The following is a 13,940-nucleotide window of genomic DNA, read 5'->3' as shown; positions in this document are numbered from 1 at the left end:
CACTTTTTGCTATAAACTATTAAGGACGGTCTATTCCTTTAAATATTTCAAGAATATCCAAACTATGTTCTGTAGCATTATAAGGCATGTTTCCAATTCCTTTAGCACTTATTTTATCTACTTTAACAGCGTCCCAAGTAAGATCGGAATGACCTTCCGCCATATCTAATAACGTGTCTTTAATATAATTGTCCCGATCAATTTGTTCTTGACTGGCATTAGGGCTAATCTGTCCAACAATGCCGTACATCTCTGTTCCATGGACAGCGACTTCCGCTCCTTTGACAGGTGCAACAACTAACACATGTGATGTTCCACCTGCATTAGCATGAGCCACTGCTCCACGAATTTGAGGTAATGTAAAGGATAAATGCGTTAATAATAATCCCCTTACCTCTACAGGCTTCAAAGTATCATCAGCAAAGGAATTGATTACTTGCTGGGCTCTAGATAAAGGAATACGCATACTGTGGGCAAATTGCTCTGTAAGCCTGTCAAGGGTCACTGGATCAAAATCTTTTGTCCGATTTAAGACCCAATAAAAAGTTTCTTCTGTGGTACTACTAAATAGAATATCTACATCTTTGTGTTTCCCAGATTCAAGAACATGCATCGGGTGATCAGCTATAACCCCATTTATTAGTTGACTATCGTCAGTAACAGCTATCACATCATTGTCAATGCCATGTGGAGTACCCGGATCAGGTGATTGAGTTGCATTCATTGCTTCAGCTAATTCATAAGCATCGACCTGTAATAAGTGCTCTGGATTATTAACACAGTCAAAATGTTTTAACACTTTTAGAGCACGCTCTTGCGCCACCCATTGAGGCACTAATCGAGAAGGCATACCAGAAAAAGCTGCTAAATGATGATAAAGATTGTCAGCACTAGGCGCTGATAATAGTTCTAATGATGAAAAAGCACCTGCACTATGTCCCGTAACTGTGACATTATTAGCATCACCGCCAAAATAAGCAATATTTTTTTGAATCCATTTAAGAGCCGTTATTATATCTTTAAGACCAAGGTTAGTTGCATCTTTTAATTTACCACCATACTGTGCTAGTGATAACCAACCAAACGGTCCAAGGCGATAATTAATAGAAACGCCTATCACACGACCAGTACTAGCTAGTCCTGATACGTCAGAAACTGCTTGTGTATTTGATCCTAACACCCAGCCACCACCAAAAATATAAACAACAACTGGTAATGGTTCCTCCCCCATGTCTTCAGGGGCCCAAATATTAAGGTTTAGACAATCTTCGCTAAGTCCGCTAACGGCTCCCAGCCAACTTGTATCGCCAGCCTGCAAAGGTGCTGGTCCATACTTAACATACTGCTTTGTTTCATCAAAAGGAACCAACTCTGGTTCAGCAAATCTTTCAGCTTTGGCATAGGGAACGCCTAACCAACTGTGTACTTTATGTGTCGTCATTTCTATCTACTCCAATTTAAATTATTTATGTTATCTGACTGATTATTCCGATTTGTATTAATAATTATTCTTGTAAAACTTTTTCGCAACATCAAGGTCAATGCGAAGCAAACTCTATTTTGTCGGCATTCTTTTGTAAATCACTAATTGTGTATATTTTGTGCCTTCAAAATAGTTAAGAGAACTGTTTCAGTATATCGTGAATAAAGGTTAACTTCACCTTTTTAAACAATACTTTTAGCTTTACCAAAATCCATATCCATTGGTCGAATAAATGACCAAGTTGAGTGGATTACTTTCCAGCCATCTTCTTCTTTTTGATAAACTTCAATACAATTGTATTGCATATCAATCAACGTCGTTTTTGCATATAGTTGATATGTTAAAACAGCCATATCATCGACTGCTTGCACTCGTGGATATTCAAAATCGTAACTGTCAGCAAATAGTTTTCCTTCAACATTAGCTAAAACTGATTCTTTTATGTCTTCATAACTATCAACACGTCTTTTAACAGCACCGTCAAAATACGAAAACTGTTTTTGTGACCAAATATTTAGGTAACCCGAAGTGTCCCCTTTGAACCACTTATCCAACGCACCCTTTTCTAGTGCAATAATCTCTTCATTTAATTTGTTATTTGTATTAATCATTTTTTCTCCTTATTTATAAATTGGTCAGATTTCATGCCATAGCGATGTGCCTCTTGAATATCTCCCAGTTTGAATACCTTTTCAAGGTCTCTACTGAACCCCCCATCATGATAAAAACCTGCTGATCTTTTTTTAATTGACTTTTTTTGAAGTGGCATAAGCTTCATCAACAGCCTCAATAATTAGTACTTGCGGTATATTATCAACATAGACTATCTCGTTACGTCACAGTCAACCAAAAAGCATTAATTGAATCCGCTTAAGTATATTGACTATCCTTAAGCGTAACAGGTTACAATTTTTAAGAATAATTCCCGCGTTAACATTATTCTTCATTTTGATACCATTTATTGGTGTTGGCAACATTTACACGACCGAATTATGTTTGAATTCTCTTTGAAAATAAAAAAAGAAAGACCAATTCGAAAATGAATTGGTCTTTCCAAAATTTACCCACCAACACTCGTTGACATAGGGGTCTTAAGACTTCTTCTACTCATTCTATAATCTTAGAATTTTACTTTTTAGCCTTTTTTGATTTTTTTCTACCTATCATAAAGATAACTGATGTTGCGAGTAATGCAGCACCTAATAACGTTACCAAAAGACTTGTTGCCTCATTTGTTTGAGGAAGATTTCCTGTATCACTCTTTGTATTATTTGCTTTGCTTACTGTATTTGAGTGAGTGTTTCCTTCAGGAACATCCGTCAACGTTTCTGTTGTTGTATTTCCTTTTGAATTATCTGTTGGTGGTGTTACCGGCGGTGTCACTACTGTTTTATCTTCATCTTTAACATAAACATACGTGACTGTTTGTGCCGTATCCGTGAAGATACCTTTAGCATTACTTGGCGCCTCTTTCAACATCCAACCTGAAAGTTGTTTCTCTTTAGATGTATATGCGTCACCAATCTTACCAGAGAATGTTACTGAAGCTGATAATTCATTACCATCTTTATCAACATATTTTACAGTGACATCTTTAGCAGCTGATCTCGTATAAACATACGTAACTGTTTGAGTCTTATCTGTAAATGTTCCTTCTGCATTTTTAGGAGTCGTTTTAACATTCCAACCTGCAATACGTTTAGCAGTTGTCTTGTATGAATCTCCTAATTTACCAGAAAGATTATCTGGTGTTGCTAGCTCGTTGCCTTTTTCATCTACATACTTAACTGTTACAGCTTCAGCATCTGTTTTTTCATACACATACGTAACTGTTTGGGCTTTATCCGTAAATGTTCCGTTGGCGTTACTTGGCGTTTCTTTTAACGTCCAACCTACTAATTCCTTAGCGGTTGTCTTGTAGTCAGCGTCAATTTTACCAGATAAAACATCTGATGTTGCTAACTCGTTACCTTTTCCATCTACATATTTGACCGTCACATCAGCTGCATCTGCTTTTTCATACACATACGTAACCGTTTGTGCAGCATCTGTGAATATTCCTTGTGCATTCTTTGGTACTTCTTTTAACGTCCAACCTGATAATACTTTGGCATCAGTTGTATAAGCATCCCCAACTTTTCCTGAAAGCGTATCAGCTTTAGTTAAATCATTCCCACTTCCATCAACATATCTAACTGTAACAGGGACAGCATCTGCTTTTTCATACACATACTTAACTGTCTGAGCTTTATCCGTAAATACTCCCGTTGCGTTTTCAGGTATTTCTTTTAATGTCCATCCTGAAATATTTTTAGCGGTTGTACTATATGGATTTGATACTTTTCCTGAAAGCACATCTGATTTAGCTAATTCATTTCCGTCTACATCAACGTATTTAACCGTGATATCAGCTGCATCCGCTTTTTCATACACATATGTGACTGTTTGTGCGGTCTCTGTAAATGTCCCACTTGCATTCGTTGGTGTTTCTTTCAACGTCCATCCTGAAATATTTTTAGCAGTTGTACTGTATGGATTTGATACTTTTCCTGAAAGTACATCTGATGTTGCTAATTCTTTTCCATCTGCATCGACATACTTAACTGTAACGTCAGCCGCATCCGCTCTTTCGTAGACATATGTGACTGTTTGTTTATCAGCAGTAAACTTACCACTTGCGTTACTTGGTGTTTCTTTCAATGTCCATCCTGAAATAACAGCAGCATCTGATGTATAAACATCACCAAAATCACCAGTAAGTTCTTTTGAATCAGCTACCGATTTACCATTTTCATCGACATATTTAACAGTCACTGGTGCAGAAGTTTTCTTATAAACATAGTTAACTGTTACTGCATCAGCCCCAAACTTACCAGAAACGTTACCTTCTACTTTTACAAAGTCGTAACCTGAAATCTCTTTTTGAGTTGTCGTATATGGATCATCGAAGTACCCACTTTGGACAACATCATCAGCAAGTTTATTACCATCTACATCTACATAATTTGCAGTAACATCAGCGCTAGCACGAATTAATTGTGTGCCTATTGCACCAGTTTCAACAACTTGCAACTTGTTAATTGCGATACCAAAACTGTTGTAAGCACCACGTGTTTCTTGAACAGCGCGTGACACTTTCGTTGTTTCAGCTGGTTTATTACTAATTAATGTTGAATCTGAAATTTCAGATTCTTTAGGCGCAACTAGATCAAATGATAATGTAACTCCCTTACCTTGGGCCCATTCAACTCCGTCATTAAGCGTAATTTTGTATGAATGAATGGTTGACCAATCAGCTACTTTATCAGCTGTTACCCAAGTTGCATCTTCAGCCCCAGTTGGGTCAACAATTTTAGCCGTTCCTGCTGGATAATTTGTATTCTTATCTAATATACCGGCACGTTTAGGATTTTTAGATGTACTATATAAAACAGTCATCTTATTTTCCCATGCACTTGGTAAAGTAATGGCCCCATCTAATTTCATTTCATAAGCCGAATTACGTGCTGCACCATCGGTAATATTTGAATCTCCGACAGATGGTAAAACATCTAAGAACTGCATTGATGTAATTTTATCATCTGTATTATTTGTTAATGTTGCTTGATAAGTGGCTTTTTTGCCGACTGTAACATTACCTAAATCGCCAAACTTATCATCTTTATCACCTTTAATACTTGCATCAACATCAATATTTGATTCTTGATTTAACACATATGAATTACCTGTTTTAATAATTGGTGTGTCTGTTTTACCATCTTTATCAATATCATCTGTATCAACAGATTTTACTGTATCCGTTAAAAGTGGTTCATCACCTGTCGGTTTCACAGCTGTATAATCAGTATCACCAATTGTTCCTGTCATGTTAAATGTCATATTAGGTGTCGCATCTTTTGAAATATTAATTTTAAATTGACCATTAAGGAATTTACCGGCTACTAATTTGTCGCCATTCATTGTTACTTTAACGAGTTGTCTTCCAGTACCTTTGTAATCCTTATCATATAATTCAGCGCTATAGTTCGTTGAAGCAACGCTTTCTTTGAACGTTACACCTGTTGGTAATAGCACATAACTCAGATAAGGTCCTGATAAAGGTGAAATTGATGCCTTATTATTTTCTATTGAAGTTAAGACAGTATTTTCACCTTCATTAACTGTACTTCCGACTGTATTTAGTAAACTAACTGAAGCTTTAACAACTTTTGTTTCACCGGTTGTTTTTGCTGCGACTTCAACGTGACGAGGCGCAATTCGATCTGTATAAACCTGACCATTTTCACCCTTAAATGCCTCTGCCCATGGGTTAGATGTGTAATCAACATATCGAGCTGCTTCAAAACCTGTTTCATCAGGTGCCTGAACGCCATAGAAAGTCATATCCATTTTATTAGTTATTTGACCAGTGAATCCTTTATCAATCGTTGCGTTAACTTTCATCCCGCTATTATACAATCCAGCTGGAGCCATTTTAACGGTTTTTTTACTTTCTGGATCATAGGTTGCAGATGCAGCTATGTCTCTATTTGCTGGAACTTTTGTTATCTTCTCATCATGGAACCACAGCCAAATATTAGCCACTTTTTTCCCATCCGGAATACCTAACTGAGCACGTGTGTAATTGGCGTTAGTCTTCATATCCATATTGAGTAATGTCCAGTTATCATCAACTTTTCCATCTGTTTCGTATTTTACCAACATAGCAAATGGTACTTTAGCTTTTGTTGGTGAAAAAGTTGGTAAATTATTGTTTGGCATGTAATAAAAATTACCCGTTGTAAAACTATCAAGATTTAAATGCGTATCCACATCATAATAAATATTATAATAAGAAAATCCAATATAAGGTGATGTCGCATTTTGTGAGGATAATGTTAATCCATAACTTAGATAAGCATCATCGTTAACTGTCACATCCGGGTCAATTAATGTAGCTGATGCCACGCCACCGTTTCCATCTTTTGGTCCTAAATGATTAGTTGGAAATGCTGATCCACCAGGAATTGGAATTGGAACTTCCTTAGGATCATTGGGCATAACCATAACCGTTGATTTAATTGGTGCTGTACTATTTACACTACCATCAAGGAAAGTTGCTGTTGAACTCACTGTATTCGTTATCTGTGAATAATAGGCAGCCTTGTCAGTTACTTTTGCTTGGATAGTCACATTTTTTTCAAAGAAATCAGTCACAGCTGCTTTTTGTTCAGCGTAACTTGGTGCTGTATATTCCCAGGTTAATGTTCTACCATCTGTACTGACACTCGGTTCTTGTGCGCCATCTTTTACACCATAGTAGTCTATTCCAGCGCCTAATTTATAGGTCACGTTAACTTTAGAACCTTCTTTAACATACAGTGCGCCTAATTCCTTTTTCGGCGCACTAACCCCTACACCATAGTTTACAATATCGCCACGATTAGGATTATTATATGTTTGTCCTTCAATACTAGTAACTTTATTTGTCATAGCATAATTATTATTTGCTGTTATATTAATTGAAGTTTTAGAATCATAGCTTTTATTTTCGCCATTCTGATCCGTTCCAGTAAATGTTGCTGCTGTGTCTAATTTTGTATTAGGCATAATTGCGCCATTTGCTGTTCCTATTTTTATAATTACTTTATTTGCTGTTCTTGCATTAAGCGTATCAAAATGATAATTCAATACACCTTTATCTTTATCATAAATTGGTGTGACGCCCGCAATTTTAAGTTCTGATAAATCTTGCGTAAATGTCATATTTTCATTTAAATTACTTGGTAACGTAACCTTTATATCGGCATTGGTAAATGAGGTGTTCTTACCTGAAATTTTAAAATATAAATTAAAATTAGCCAATTGGCCAGCTTCAATCGTATCTTTCTGTGCTTCAACTGTAAGATCCGTATTTGTATCTCCAGTACGAGTCATACCTGTCTCTGCTTTTGTCGCTTTTTTAGCAGTTGACGCCGTAGCTGCTTTTGAAGATGACGTTTCTGTCGTTGGATTAAGGTCCTGCGCAAACACAGAAGATAATGGTAATTGCGTGAACAACGTTATCATTGTTGTTGCGATAGTTAGCCCCTTTTTCATTTGTCATGCCCCCTTGTAAGTAATAACCTATTAAATAATATGCCGCCCCCGGCACAAATTAATTGTAACATCACAACAATCTTATGTAAACGTTTACGGCTTGCACTATTTAATCGTCTTTCCAAAAAAATAAAAGGGCATCGAAATCCTATTAAAAATGGATTTTAATGCCCTTTTATACTACCGTAATTCTAACTTACCACATTTATTAAATCAGACGTGGTCATTTAGAAATAAAACGTTCGGAACCAACTATGTTCACCCTCATATTTAAATACTGACAAATCAAAACCTGATAATGCGTAACTAGTAAACATGACTATAGCGCCAAACCAGATCAGAAATAAACTAATTTTCAACCAATTACGTCTTATATATTCAATCATTTTAAGCGACCTCCTTCAATTGTCTTCTGAATAAACGAATTAACCAGCGTGTCAGACTAATCGAATATTTAATTAAATATTTCGTTGAATACCAGGTCATTGCGATGAATAAAATACCAACACCTACAATTACAAAACTTACCCCAAATTGCATCAATCCAACGTTAAAACCTTGATTAAACATATCAAATGGCGATAGTCCTAAACTAATCACGCCACTGATAATAAATGAGGTAGCGATTACGCCTGCAATCATTGGTACTAACCATATTAAAAAATAAACTGTGGCAATTAGAATAGCAGCCGTCAGCAATAGCGGTCCCCATACAGGTGCTCCTAGGATAAGTAAAATGACAATCAAAACGATTATTGGTGTCGATAACTTTTTTTGTATTTTTGGTCGGTCATTTTGAATCAAACGTATCGCAATTTGACTTGGATTTTCTAAACTTAGAATAATATCTGTCACAGATTCGCCCGCTTCTAAACGGTCATCAATCATCTCGTCATAATAATCAAGTGTATTATCAATGTCTGCCGCTTGATAATGTTTAAGTTCTTCTTCTAGCTCTACAATAAATTTTCTCTTACTCATCGTTACACTCCCTTTATGTAATCGTAAACGTTTATTACCTGTTGCCAATCATCTAAAAATTCTTGAATATCTACTAATCCCGCCTCAGTTATGTGATAATATTTTCGCAATCGACCATTGTGTTCAACACTGTAACTCTCAATAGCGCCTTGTTTTTCTAGTCGTTTCAAAATGGGATAAAGAGTTGAATCTGAAAGTTCAATCACGCTTGAGGTGTCTTTAATAATTTGGTAACCATAAGAATCTGATGTCCTCAGCGTCGCTAACACGCAAAATTCTAATAACCCTTTTTTCATCTGTATATTCATCAACTCACTCCTTTCAAAATCAATACTATACGTTACATAGTATAATGTCAAACGATATATTATTTTATCCAAAAAAATCGACAATGTCAGTAAGACAACATTGTCGATTAAGTGGATTATTAATAATAGCTTTACTCTGTAGAACTGCCAAAAAGTTCATTGTAAGGCTATTTATTTTTTGCTTTAAAGTATTGTACAATTGGTCTCAATAAGAATATGCCTAACAGATAAATCCTAACATCATAAAAAATCGAACTGACTAAACTATCTTTAATAAAGAATGACAAGATTATTAAACATAAAGATAGGCTACCAAGAACAGAAAGGGTTTCATTCATATAATCTTTATATTTTTTCATTTTCATATCCTAACTAAAGCTATTATTTTTTTCAAATTGATAATAACACCTCGTTTTATCTTTGTCTATTTTAAACGATCTTATCAATTTAACCAGTAAGAAGACAGATAAGATTACATCAAATTAATTTTGTAGTATATTAAAATAAATATTAATTCATATCATTATGAAGGGTGGTCCTATCAATGAAAAAAATATTTAAAACTGATAACAATCAAGTGAAGTGGCTAATGAGAATCGGTATCGCACTCTGTATATTGGGCCCATGGATTGCCTTTTTAAATGGAATTGTCGGCTTATCTTTAGCTGGTTTAGGACTTTCTGCTGTTACAGATTCTATTCTCAACTTACCCTTCTTTCAGAAAAATTTTTTTTACTGCTTATTATCAATCCTTTTAATGCTATTGGTTGCTATCATCATTCTCATTTATATCCTTCTAATCATACTGCTACTAAATATACAATTTTAATCATAAACACTGTAAAAATGATTCTTCAATTAAAAAACTAGCTGATAAACCCAAATTAGGTTTATCAGCTAGTTTTCAGTTTTTAATGTCATAACTTTGATTCTGTTTCGTTCGTTTAATCATATAGTGTACATACATTGCAGAGTTCGCAATGGTCACTAATACCGTTATACTCACAATTTCTGGAAAATTGTTAAATATTAAGCTTAATATTACACCCACTATAGTTGTCGTTGTAAAGAATCCAATGACCACATTACCCAATCGTAAGTATTTTTTATTATACGGACTGGTTAAGAATAACCCTAAATAAAATAACGATATACCTAAATATAGACATAGTACTGAAAAGTTTTTAGGTATTTCGATTTCACTAATAAAACCTAACGAAATAGTGACTAAACTTAAGCCAAACAAGACAAAGTAATGAATATAAATTAATCGAATACCTGTTTCACCCGAACGATTTTCATCAATATAATGATCCATTTGAGTAATATAGGTCATAAAAAGTGCACCGATAATCATGAATATTAAAATTGAATAAAAATTAAATGTTTTAACGGTGAAATACGAGGCAATACCGAGAATACTTTCTCCAAATGTAATAATTGTTAATAGTGTTAGACGCTCTAATATATGTGGAAAATTAAGTGGGTGGAGTTTCAAAACTGAACCACCAAGAGCTGGTAATATCCAACTCACTGCAATACCCAGCAAGAATACCGCAATGCCTATGTTTAGTGGCAAAAAGGAGCCAATAAATACGAGTAATGTTCTTGTTGCAACAATCAACATCATTAGTTTAGCAATTTTTTTATCATCCTTTTTAGCAGCTGTCAGGTATACCGTGCCATATTGAACAACTAATACTGTGGATAATAGCCCTGTTGCAATTGCAAATGGTTGGAACCAATTATGGATATCCCCCTCAAAAGCATTGGACATATAAAGTAAAATTGCCATATCAATCATAAAAAGAATAATATCAGTCATCGAGTTTTTTCTATATCGATTAATAAAAACACTCTTAATCATCCATGTGTTAATAAAAACGACCATTACCACTGAAAAGATAATAAATGCACTAATCATACTTGATGTGCTTACTTGAAAATGATGAAGTAAATCCGTAGCTTGTGAAATTGCGTATGCAAAGACTAAATCATAAAATAATTCAGGTAATTCAACTTTCTTTTTTCTGACTTGTTCTACCATTTTAATTCCCTCGTTTTTTTAAAATTAATGAGTTAGATTACTCTACAAATCGTTTAAATACTACTAAAGACATTTTATTATAGCACCTTTTTCCAATTTATCTGAACTATATGAATAGCTAAATAAAAGAACCATCTGGATAAGCACTTTTAGAGAAGCAACTATCTAGATGGCCCTTTATTAATTTTGTAGATACAATTAATAAACGATTATATTTTAAAAGAATCTCTTAATTAATAAGAATCTTTGCCGTTCCTATAAATATCATTACCATCATAGATCTTATCGTTCACTTTAAAATGATTATCCACTTTAATGACAATGTCATTCCCAATCCAATAATTTTTTGGCGTCAATTTTAAAAATCCAAGTTTATTCTTTGCTCCCGATTTGAAACTTTCCATCTCACTTTTATTTATCTCACTCCGTACATACTTAGTCACGCCATCTTGAAATTTAATCACTAAAAATAAATTTGGTAACATGCCGACTTCGTTTATGCTAGGTATCCCATTGTTAGCCATTAGTATGCCTCCTCTTTACTAATCGTTTTTCTCGTATCCACTTTCGTTGTAAGACGCTTAAGTAATACATTCAACCTATATAAAAAAACAAAGTACTGATTACTCAGTACTTTGTCTACGTCTGAAGTATTCTCATCTCAAAAATACTTTCTATTTATTCTATCCATTTATTTGGTGCCATGCTTTTATTTGGGCTAAACGCTCTTTAAAACGTCGTTCCTTACCTTCGCTGGTTGGTTTATAATATCGATGTCCTGCTACGGAAGGTGGCATGGTACTCATAGTCGTTAACTTATCTTTGGCATAATGAGCTAATTCGTACCCTTTACCGTACCCTAGATCTTTCATTAATTTGGTAGGCGCATTACGTATTTGTAATGGTACGGGATCATTGGCCGTGGTTTTAACATCTTTAGCTGCAGCTAATCTTGCCTTATAAACGGCATTTGATTTAGGTGCCAGAGACAAGTAGGTTACTGCTTCCACTAAGTGAACATCACATTCAGGCATACCAATGAATTGGCATGCCTGAAAAACATTAATTGTCACATTGAGTGCATTCGTATCTGCTAACCCGATATCTTCACTTGCAAATCGAACAAGTCGCCGTGCTATATATATCGGGTCTTCTCCGCCTTCTAGCATTCGGGACAGCCAATAAATAGCAGCATCGACATCACTATTACGCATCGATTTGTGCAAAGCTGAAATTATATTATAGTGTTCTTCCCCATTTTTATCATAACGGACAAATCTTTTATTAATCAATTGGCTTAAATTATCCATCGTCACCGTAACGATATTATCAGCTTTTTCACCATTCAGAACTGCCATTTCCAAGGTATTTAATGCCATTCTGGCATCACCATCTGCAAAATTAGCAATCGCTTGAATTTCATCAGAACTAATGTGGATTGTTTGTTCTTCAAATCCGTCCGGGTTGCTGAGCGCGTTTTCGATTAATACAACAATATCTGCCTGTTTAAGCGCATGCAGTACAAATACTTTACACCGGGATAATAACGCTGAATTCACTTCAAAAGACGGATTTTCAGTTGTAGCACCGATTAAAGTAATACTACCTCTTTCAACATAAGGCAAAAATGCATCTTGTTGTGCTTTATTAAAGCGATGTATTTCATCGACGAAAACAATGGTTTTTTGACCAATTTCACAATCTAACTCCGCTTGTTTCATAATTTTTTTTATCTTACTAATACTACTATCAACTGCACTAAAGCTTAAAAAATTAGATTCAGTTTTACTTGCTATAATTTCGGCTAAAGTTGTTTTACCAACACCAGGTGGACCCCAAAAAATCATTGAAGGAACTTGATCACTTTCAATAATTTCTCGTAATATTTTGTTAGGGCCAAGTAGATTCTGTTGACCAACAAATTCTTCTAATTTTCGTGGTCGAACTCGACTGGCTAATGGTGAATTTTGAGGTTGATTAGAGAAAAGAGATTCCTGTTTCATTGATCAAACCACCTTTCTTTTAAGTCTGAATTTTTTCATGTTATACTTAATCATACACTGTACCGTTACGTTACAGACAATAAAGGAGCCTTATATGTTAAAAATAAGTGAGATGGCCAAATTAGCTAACACAACTCGCCGTACATTAATCTTTTATGACCAAGAAAATATTTTTAAACCTGCCCAAAAAAACGAATCTGGTTATCGTTATTATGATTATGACCAATTATACGATTTGCTATTTATACTTGGTTTACGTAGTTTAGATATTTCAGTAGCTGATATCAAGGAAATTAAAATCCATTCAAAAGGCGTACCAACACCTCAATTACTGAATGCTCAAGGTAAAATTGATAAAAAGATTGACGAATTAGTTAAAATTAAAAATGTTATCAACAAAAAAATTGAAGAACAATCTGTTACTAAGGACACTACCCTATATCAGCCCAAGATAGAAAACCGAATGAAAACAATTTTTTGGTGTTCTCGTCAATCCGTAGGTTGTACTGAGGAAGAAGTCGCTCAATTATTTTCAGAATTCTATAAACAATTAGACGCATTAGCTGTTATGGATACAACACAATCTGGATTTTTTACAACATTGGCTGTTGATAATCCAATCGGTTACGCTGAAGCGTCTTTTAGAGTTATCAAAGAAAAACTTACAGATGATCATGACGTTTTTATCCCAATCATGGAAAAACATGCAGGTAATTACGCATGTATTTTAGTGGAAAACAATGAAGCTGGTATCCATCAAGGATTAACTAAACTAAAATCATTCTGTCAAAAAAATAAGTTAAAAACCGCAGACTATTTATGGCAGCTTAATTCTGGCGACACCCTTATTAAAACTGGTTCCTCAAAATACGGCTGGCTTGAGTTTGCCATTTTGAATGAAAAGATTGAATAGACAAGAAAAAAAATTAGGCAACCTTCCTCCGGTTTAATACCGAAGACAAGTTACCTAAAGATGTGAAGTGAACCCAAATATTGGAAACTTAGAAACTACTTTTTTAGATTAGTTAAATAATTCAATC

Annotated in this window: 10 protein-coding genes; 2 read left to right on the top strand and 8 right to left on the bottom strand. The window is 34.7% G+C overall.

The window, feature by feature from the left end; genetic code table 11:
- Window positions 1-19 precede the first annotated feature (19 nt).
- From AC1RPQ_RS01540 to AC1RPQ_RS01520, 5 genes are all read right to left on the bottom strand, one after another.
- On the bottom strand, window positions 20-1,441 hold the full coding sequence (locus AC1RPQ_RS01540) for a carboxylesterase family protein (RefSeq protein WP_481760892.1): 1,422 nt from the start codon (window positions 1,439-1,441) through the stop codon (window positions 20-22).
- A 224-nt stretch (window positions 1,442-1,665) separates the two neighbouring features.
- Window positions 1,666-2,094, bottom strand: coding sequence for a nuclear transport factor 2 family protein (locus tag AC1RPQ_RS01535; protein ID WP_481760893.1), 429 nt, complete (start codon window positions 2,092-2,094; stop codon window positions 1,666-1,668).
- 517 nt (window positions 2,095-2,611) lie between these two features.
- Complete coding sequence (locus AC1RPQ_RS01530) at window positions 2,612-7,561, bottom strand: MucBP domain-containing protein (protein ID WP_481760895.1); 4,950 nt, start codon at window positions 7,559-7,561, stop codon at window positions 2,612-2,614.
- 387 nt (window positions 7,562-7,948) lie between these two features.
- Window positions 7,949-8,542, bottom strand: a complete 594-nt coding sequence (locus AC1RPQ_RS01525) for a DUF1700 domain-containing protein (protein WP_481760896.1) — start codon at window positions 8,540-8,542, stop codon at window positions 7,949-7,951.
- 2 nt (window positions 8,543-8,544) lie between these two features.
- Window positions 8,545-8,850: a PadR family transcriptional regulator gene (locus AC1RPQ_RS01520; RefSeq protein ID WP_409021630.1), complete on the bottom strand. Its 306-nt coding sequence runs from the start codon at window positions 8,848-8,850 to the stop codon at window positions 8,545-8,547.
- Window positions 8,851-9,394: 544 nt separating this feature from the next.
- Here AC1RPQ_RS01520 and AC1RPQ_RS01515 point away from each other — a divergent pair.
- Entirely contained in the window at window positions 9,395-9,679 is a 285-nt protein-coding gene (locus AC1RPQ_RS01515) for a hypothetical protein (RefSeq protein ID WP_481760897.1), read from the top strand.
- A gap of 75 nt (window positions 9,680-9,754) precedes the next feature.
- On the opposite strand, the gene AC1RPQ_RS01510 is transcribed toward AC1RPQ_RS01515, so the two are convergent.
- The 3 genes from AC1RPQ_RS01510 to AC1RPQ_RS01500 form a co-directional block, all read right to left on the bottom strand.
- Window positions 9,755-10,897: a low temperature requirement protein A gene (locus AC1RPQ_RS01510; protein WP_481760898.1), complete on the bottom strand. Its 1,143-nt coding sequence runs from the start codon at window positions 10,895-10,897 to the stop codon at window positions 9,755-9,757.
- Window positions 10,898-11,130: 233 nt separating this feature from the next.
- Window positions 11,131-11,421: a hypothetical protein gene (locus AC1RPQ_RS01505; RefSeq protein WP_481760899.1), complete on the bottom strand. Its 291-nt coding sequence runs from the start codon at window positions 11,419-11,421 to the stop codon at window positions 11,131-11,133.
- A 159-nt stretch (window positions 11,422-11,580) separates the two neighbouring features.
- On the bottom strand, window positions 11,581-12,900 hold the full coding sequence (locus AC1RPQ_RS01500) for a replication-associated recombination protein A (RefSeq protein WP_481760900.1): 1,320 nt from the start codon (window positions 12,898-12,900) through the stop codon (window positions 11,581-11,583).
- A gap of 94 nt (window positions 12,901-12,994) precedes the next feature.
- On the opposite strand from AC1RPQ_RS01500, the gene AC1RPQ_RS01495 reads away from it, so the two are divergent.
- A complete protein-coding gene (locus tag AC1RPQ_RS01495; RefSeq protein WP_481760901.1) occupies window positions 12,995-13,813 on the top strand; it encodes a MerR family transcriptional regulator in 819 nt (272 codons plus the stop codon).
- Window positions 13,814-13,940: the final 127 nt, after the last annotated feature.

The sequence above is a fragment of the Dellaglioa sp. CoH-57-MRSF-21 genome, assembly GCF_056781915.1.
Note: the sequence above shows the minus strand (reverse complement) of the source record. Positions and strands in the feature narration are given on the sequence as shown.

Coding starts and splice junctions, on each gene's coding strand:
- AC1RPQ_RS01540 (WP_481760892.1), bottom strand. CDS start 1,441: ATGACGACACATAAAGTACACAGTTGGTTAGGCGTTCCCTATGCCAAA.
- AC1RPQ_RS01535 (WP_481760893.1), bottom strand. CDS start 2,094: ATGATTAATACAAATAACAAATTAAATGAAGAGATTATTGCACTAGAA.
- AC1RPQ_RS01530 (WP_481760895.1), bottom strand. CDS start 7,561: ATGAAAAAGGGGCTAACTATCGCAACAACAATGATAACGTTGTTCACG.
- AC1RPQ_RS01525 (WP_481760896.1), bottom strand. CDS start 8,542: ATGAGTAAGAGAAAATTTATTGTAGAGCTAGAAGAAGAACTTAAACAT.
- AC1RPQ_RS01520 (WP_409021630.1), bottom strand. CDS start 8,850: ATGAATATACAGATGAAAAAAGGGTTATTAGAATTTTGCGTGTTAGCG.
- AC1RPQ_RS01515 (WP_481760897.1), top strand. CDS start 9,395: ATGAAAAAAATATTTAAAACTGATAACAATCAAGTGAAGTGGCTAATG.
- AC1RPQ_RS01510 (WP_481760898.1), bottom strand. CDS start 10,897: ATGGTAGAACAAGTCAGAAAAAAGAAAGTTGAATTACCTGAATTATTT.
- AC1RPQ_RS01505 (WP_481760899.1), bottom strand. CDS start 11,421: ATGGCTAACAATGGGATACCTAGCATAAACGAAGTCGGCATGTTACCA.
- AC1RPQ_RS01500 (WP_481760900.1), bottom strand. CDS start 12,900: ATGAAACAGGAATCTCTTTTCTCTAATCAACCTCAAAATTCACCATTA.
- AC1RPQ_RS01495 (WP_481760901.1), top strand. CDS start 12,995: ATGTTAAAAATAAGTGAGATGGCCAAATTAGCTAACACAACTCGCCGT.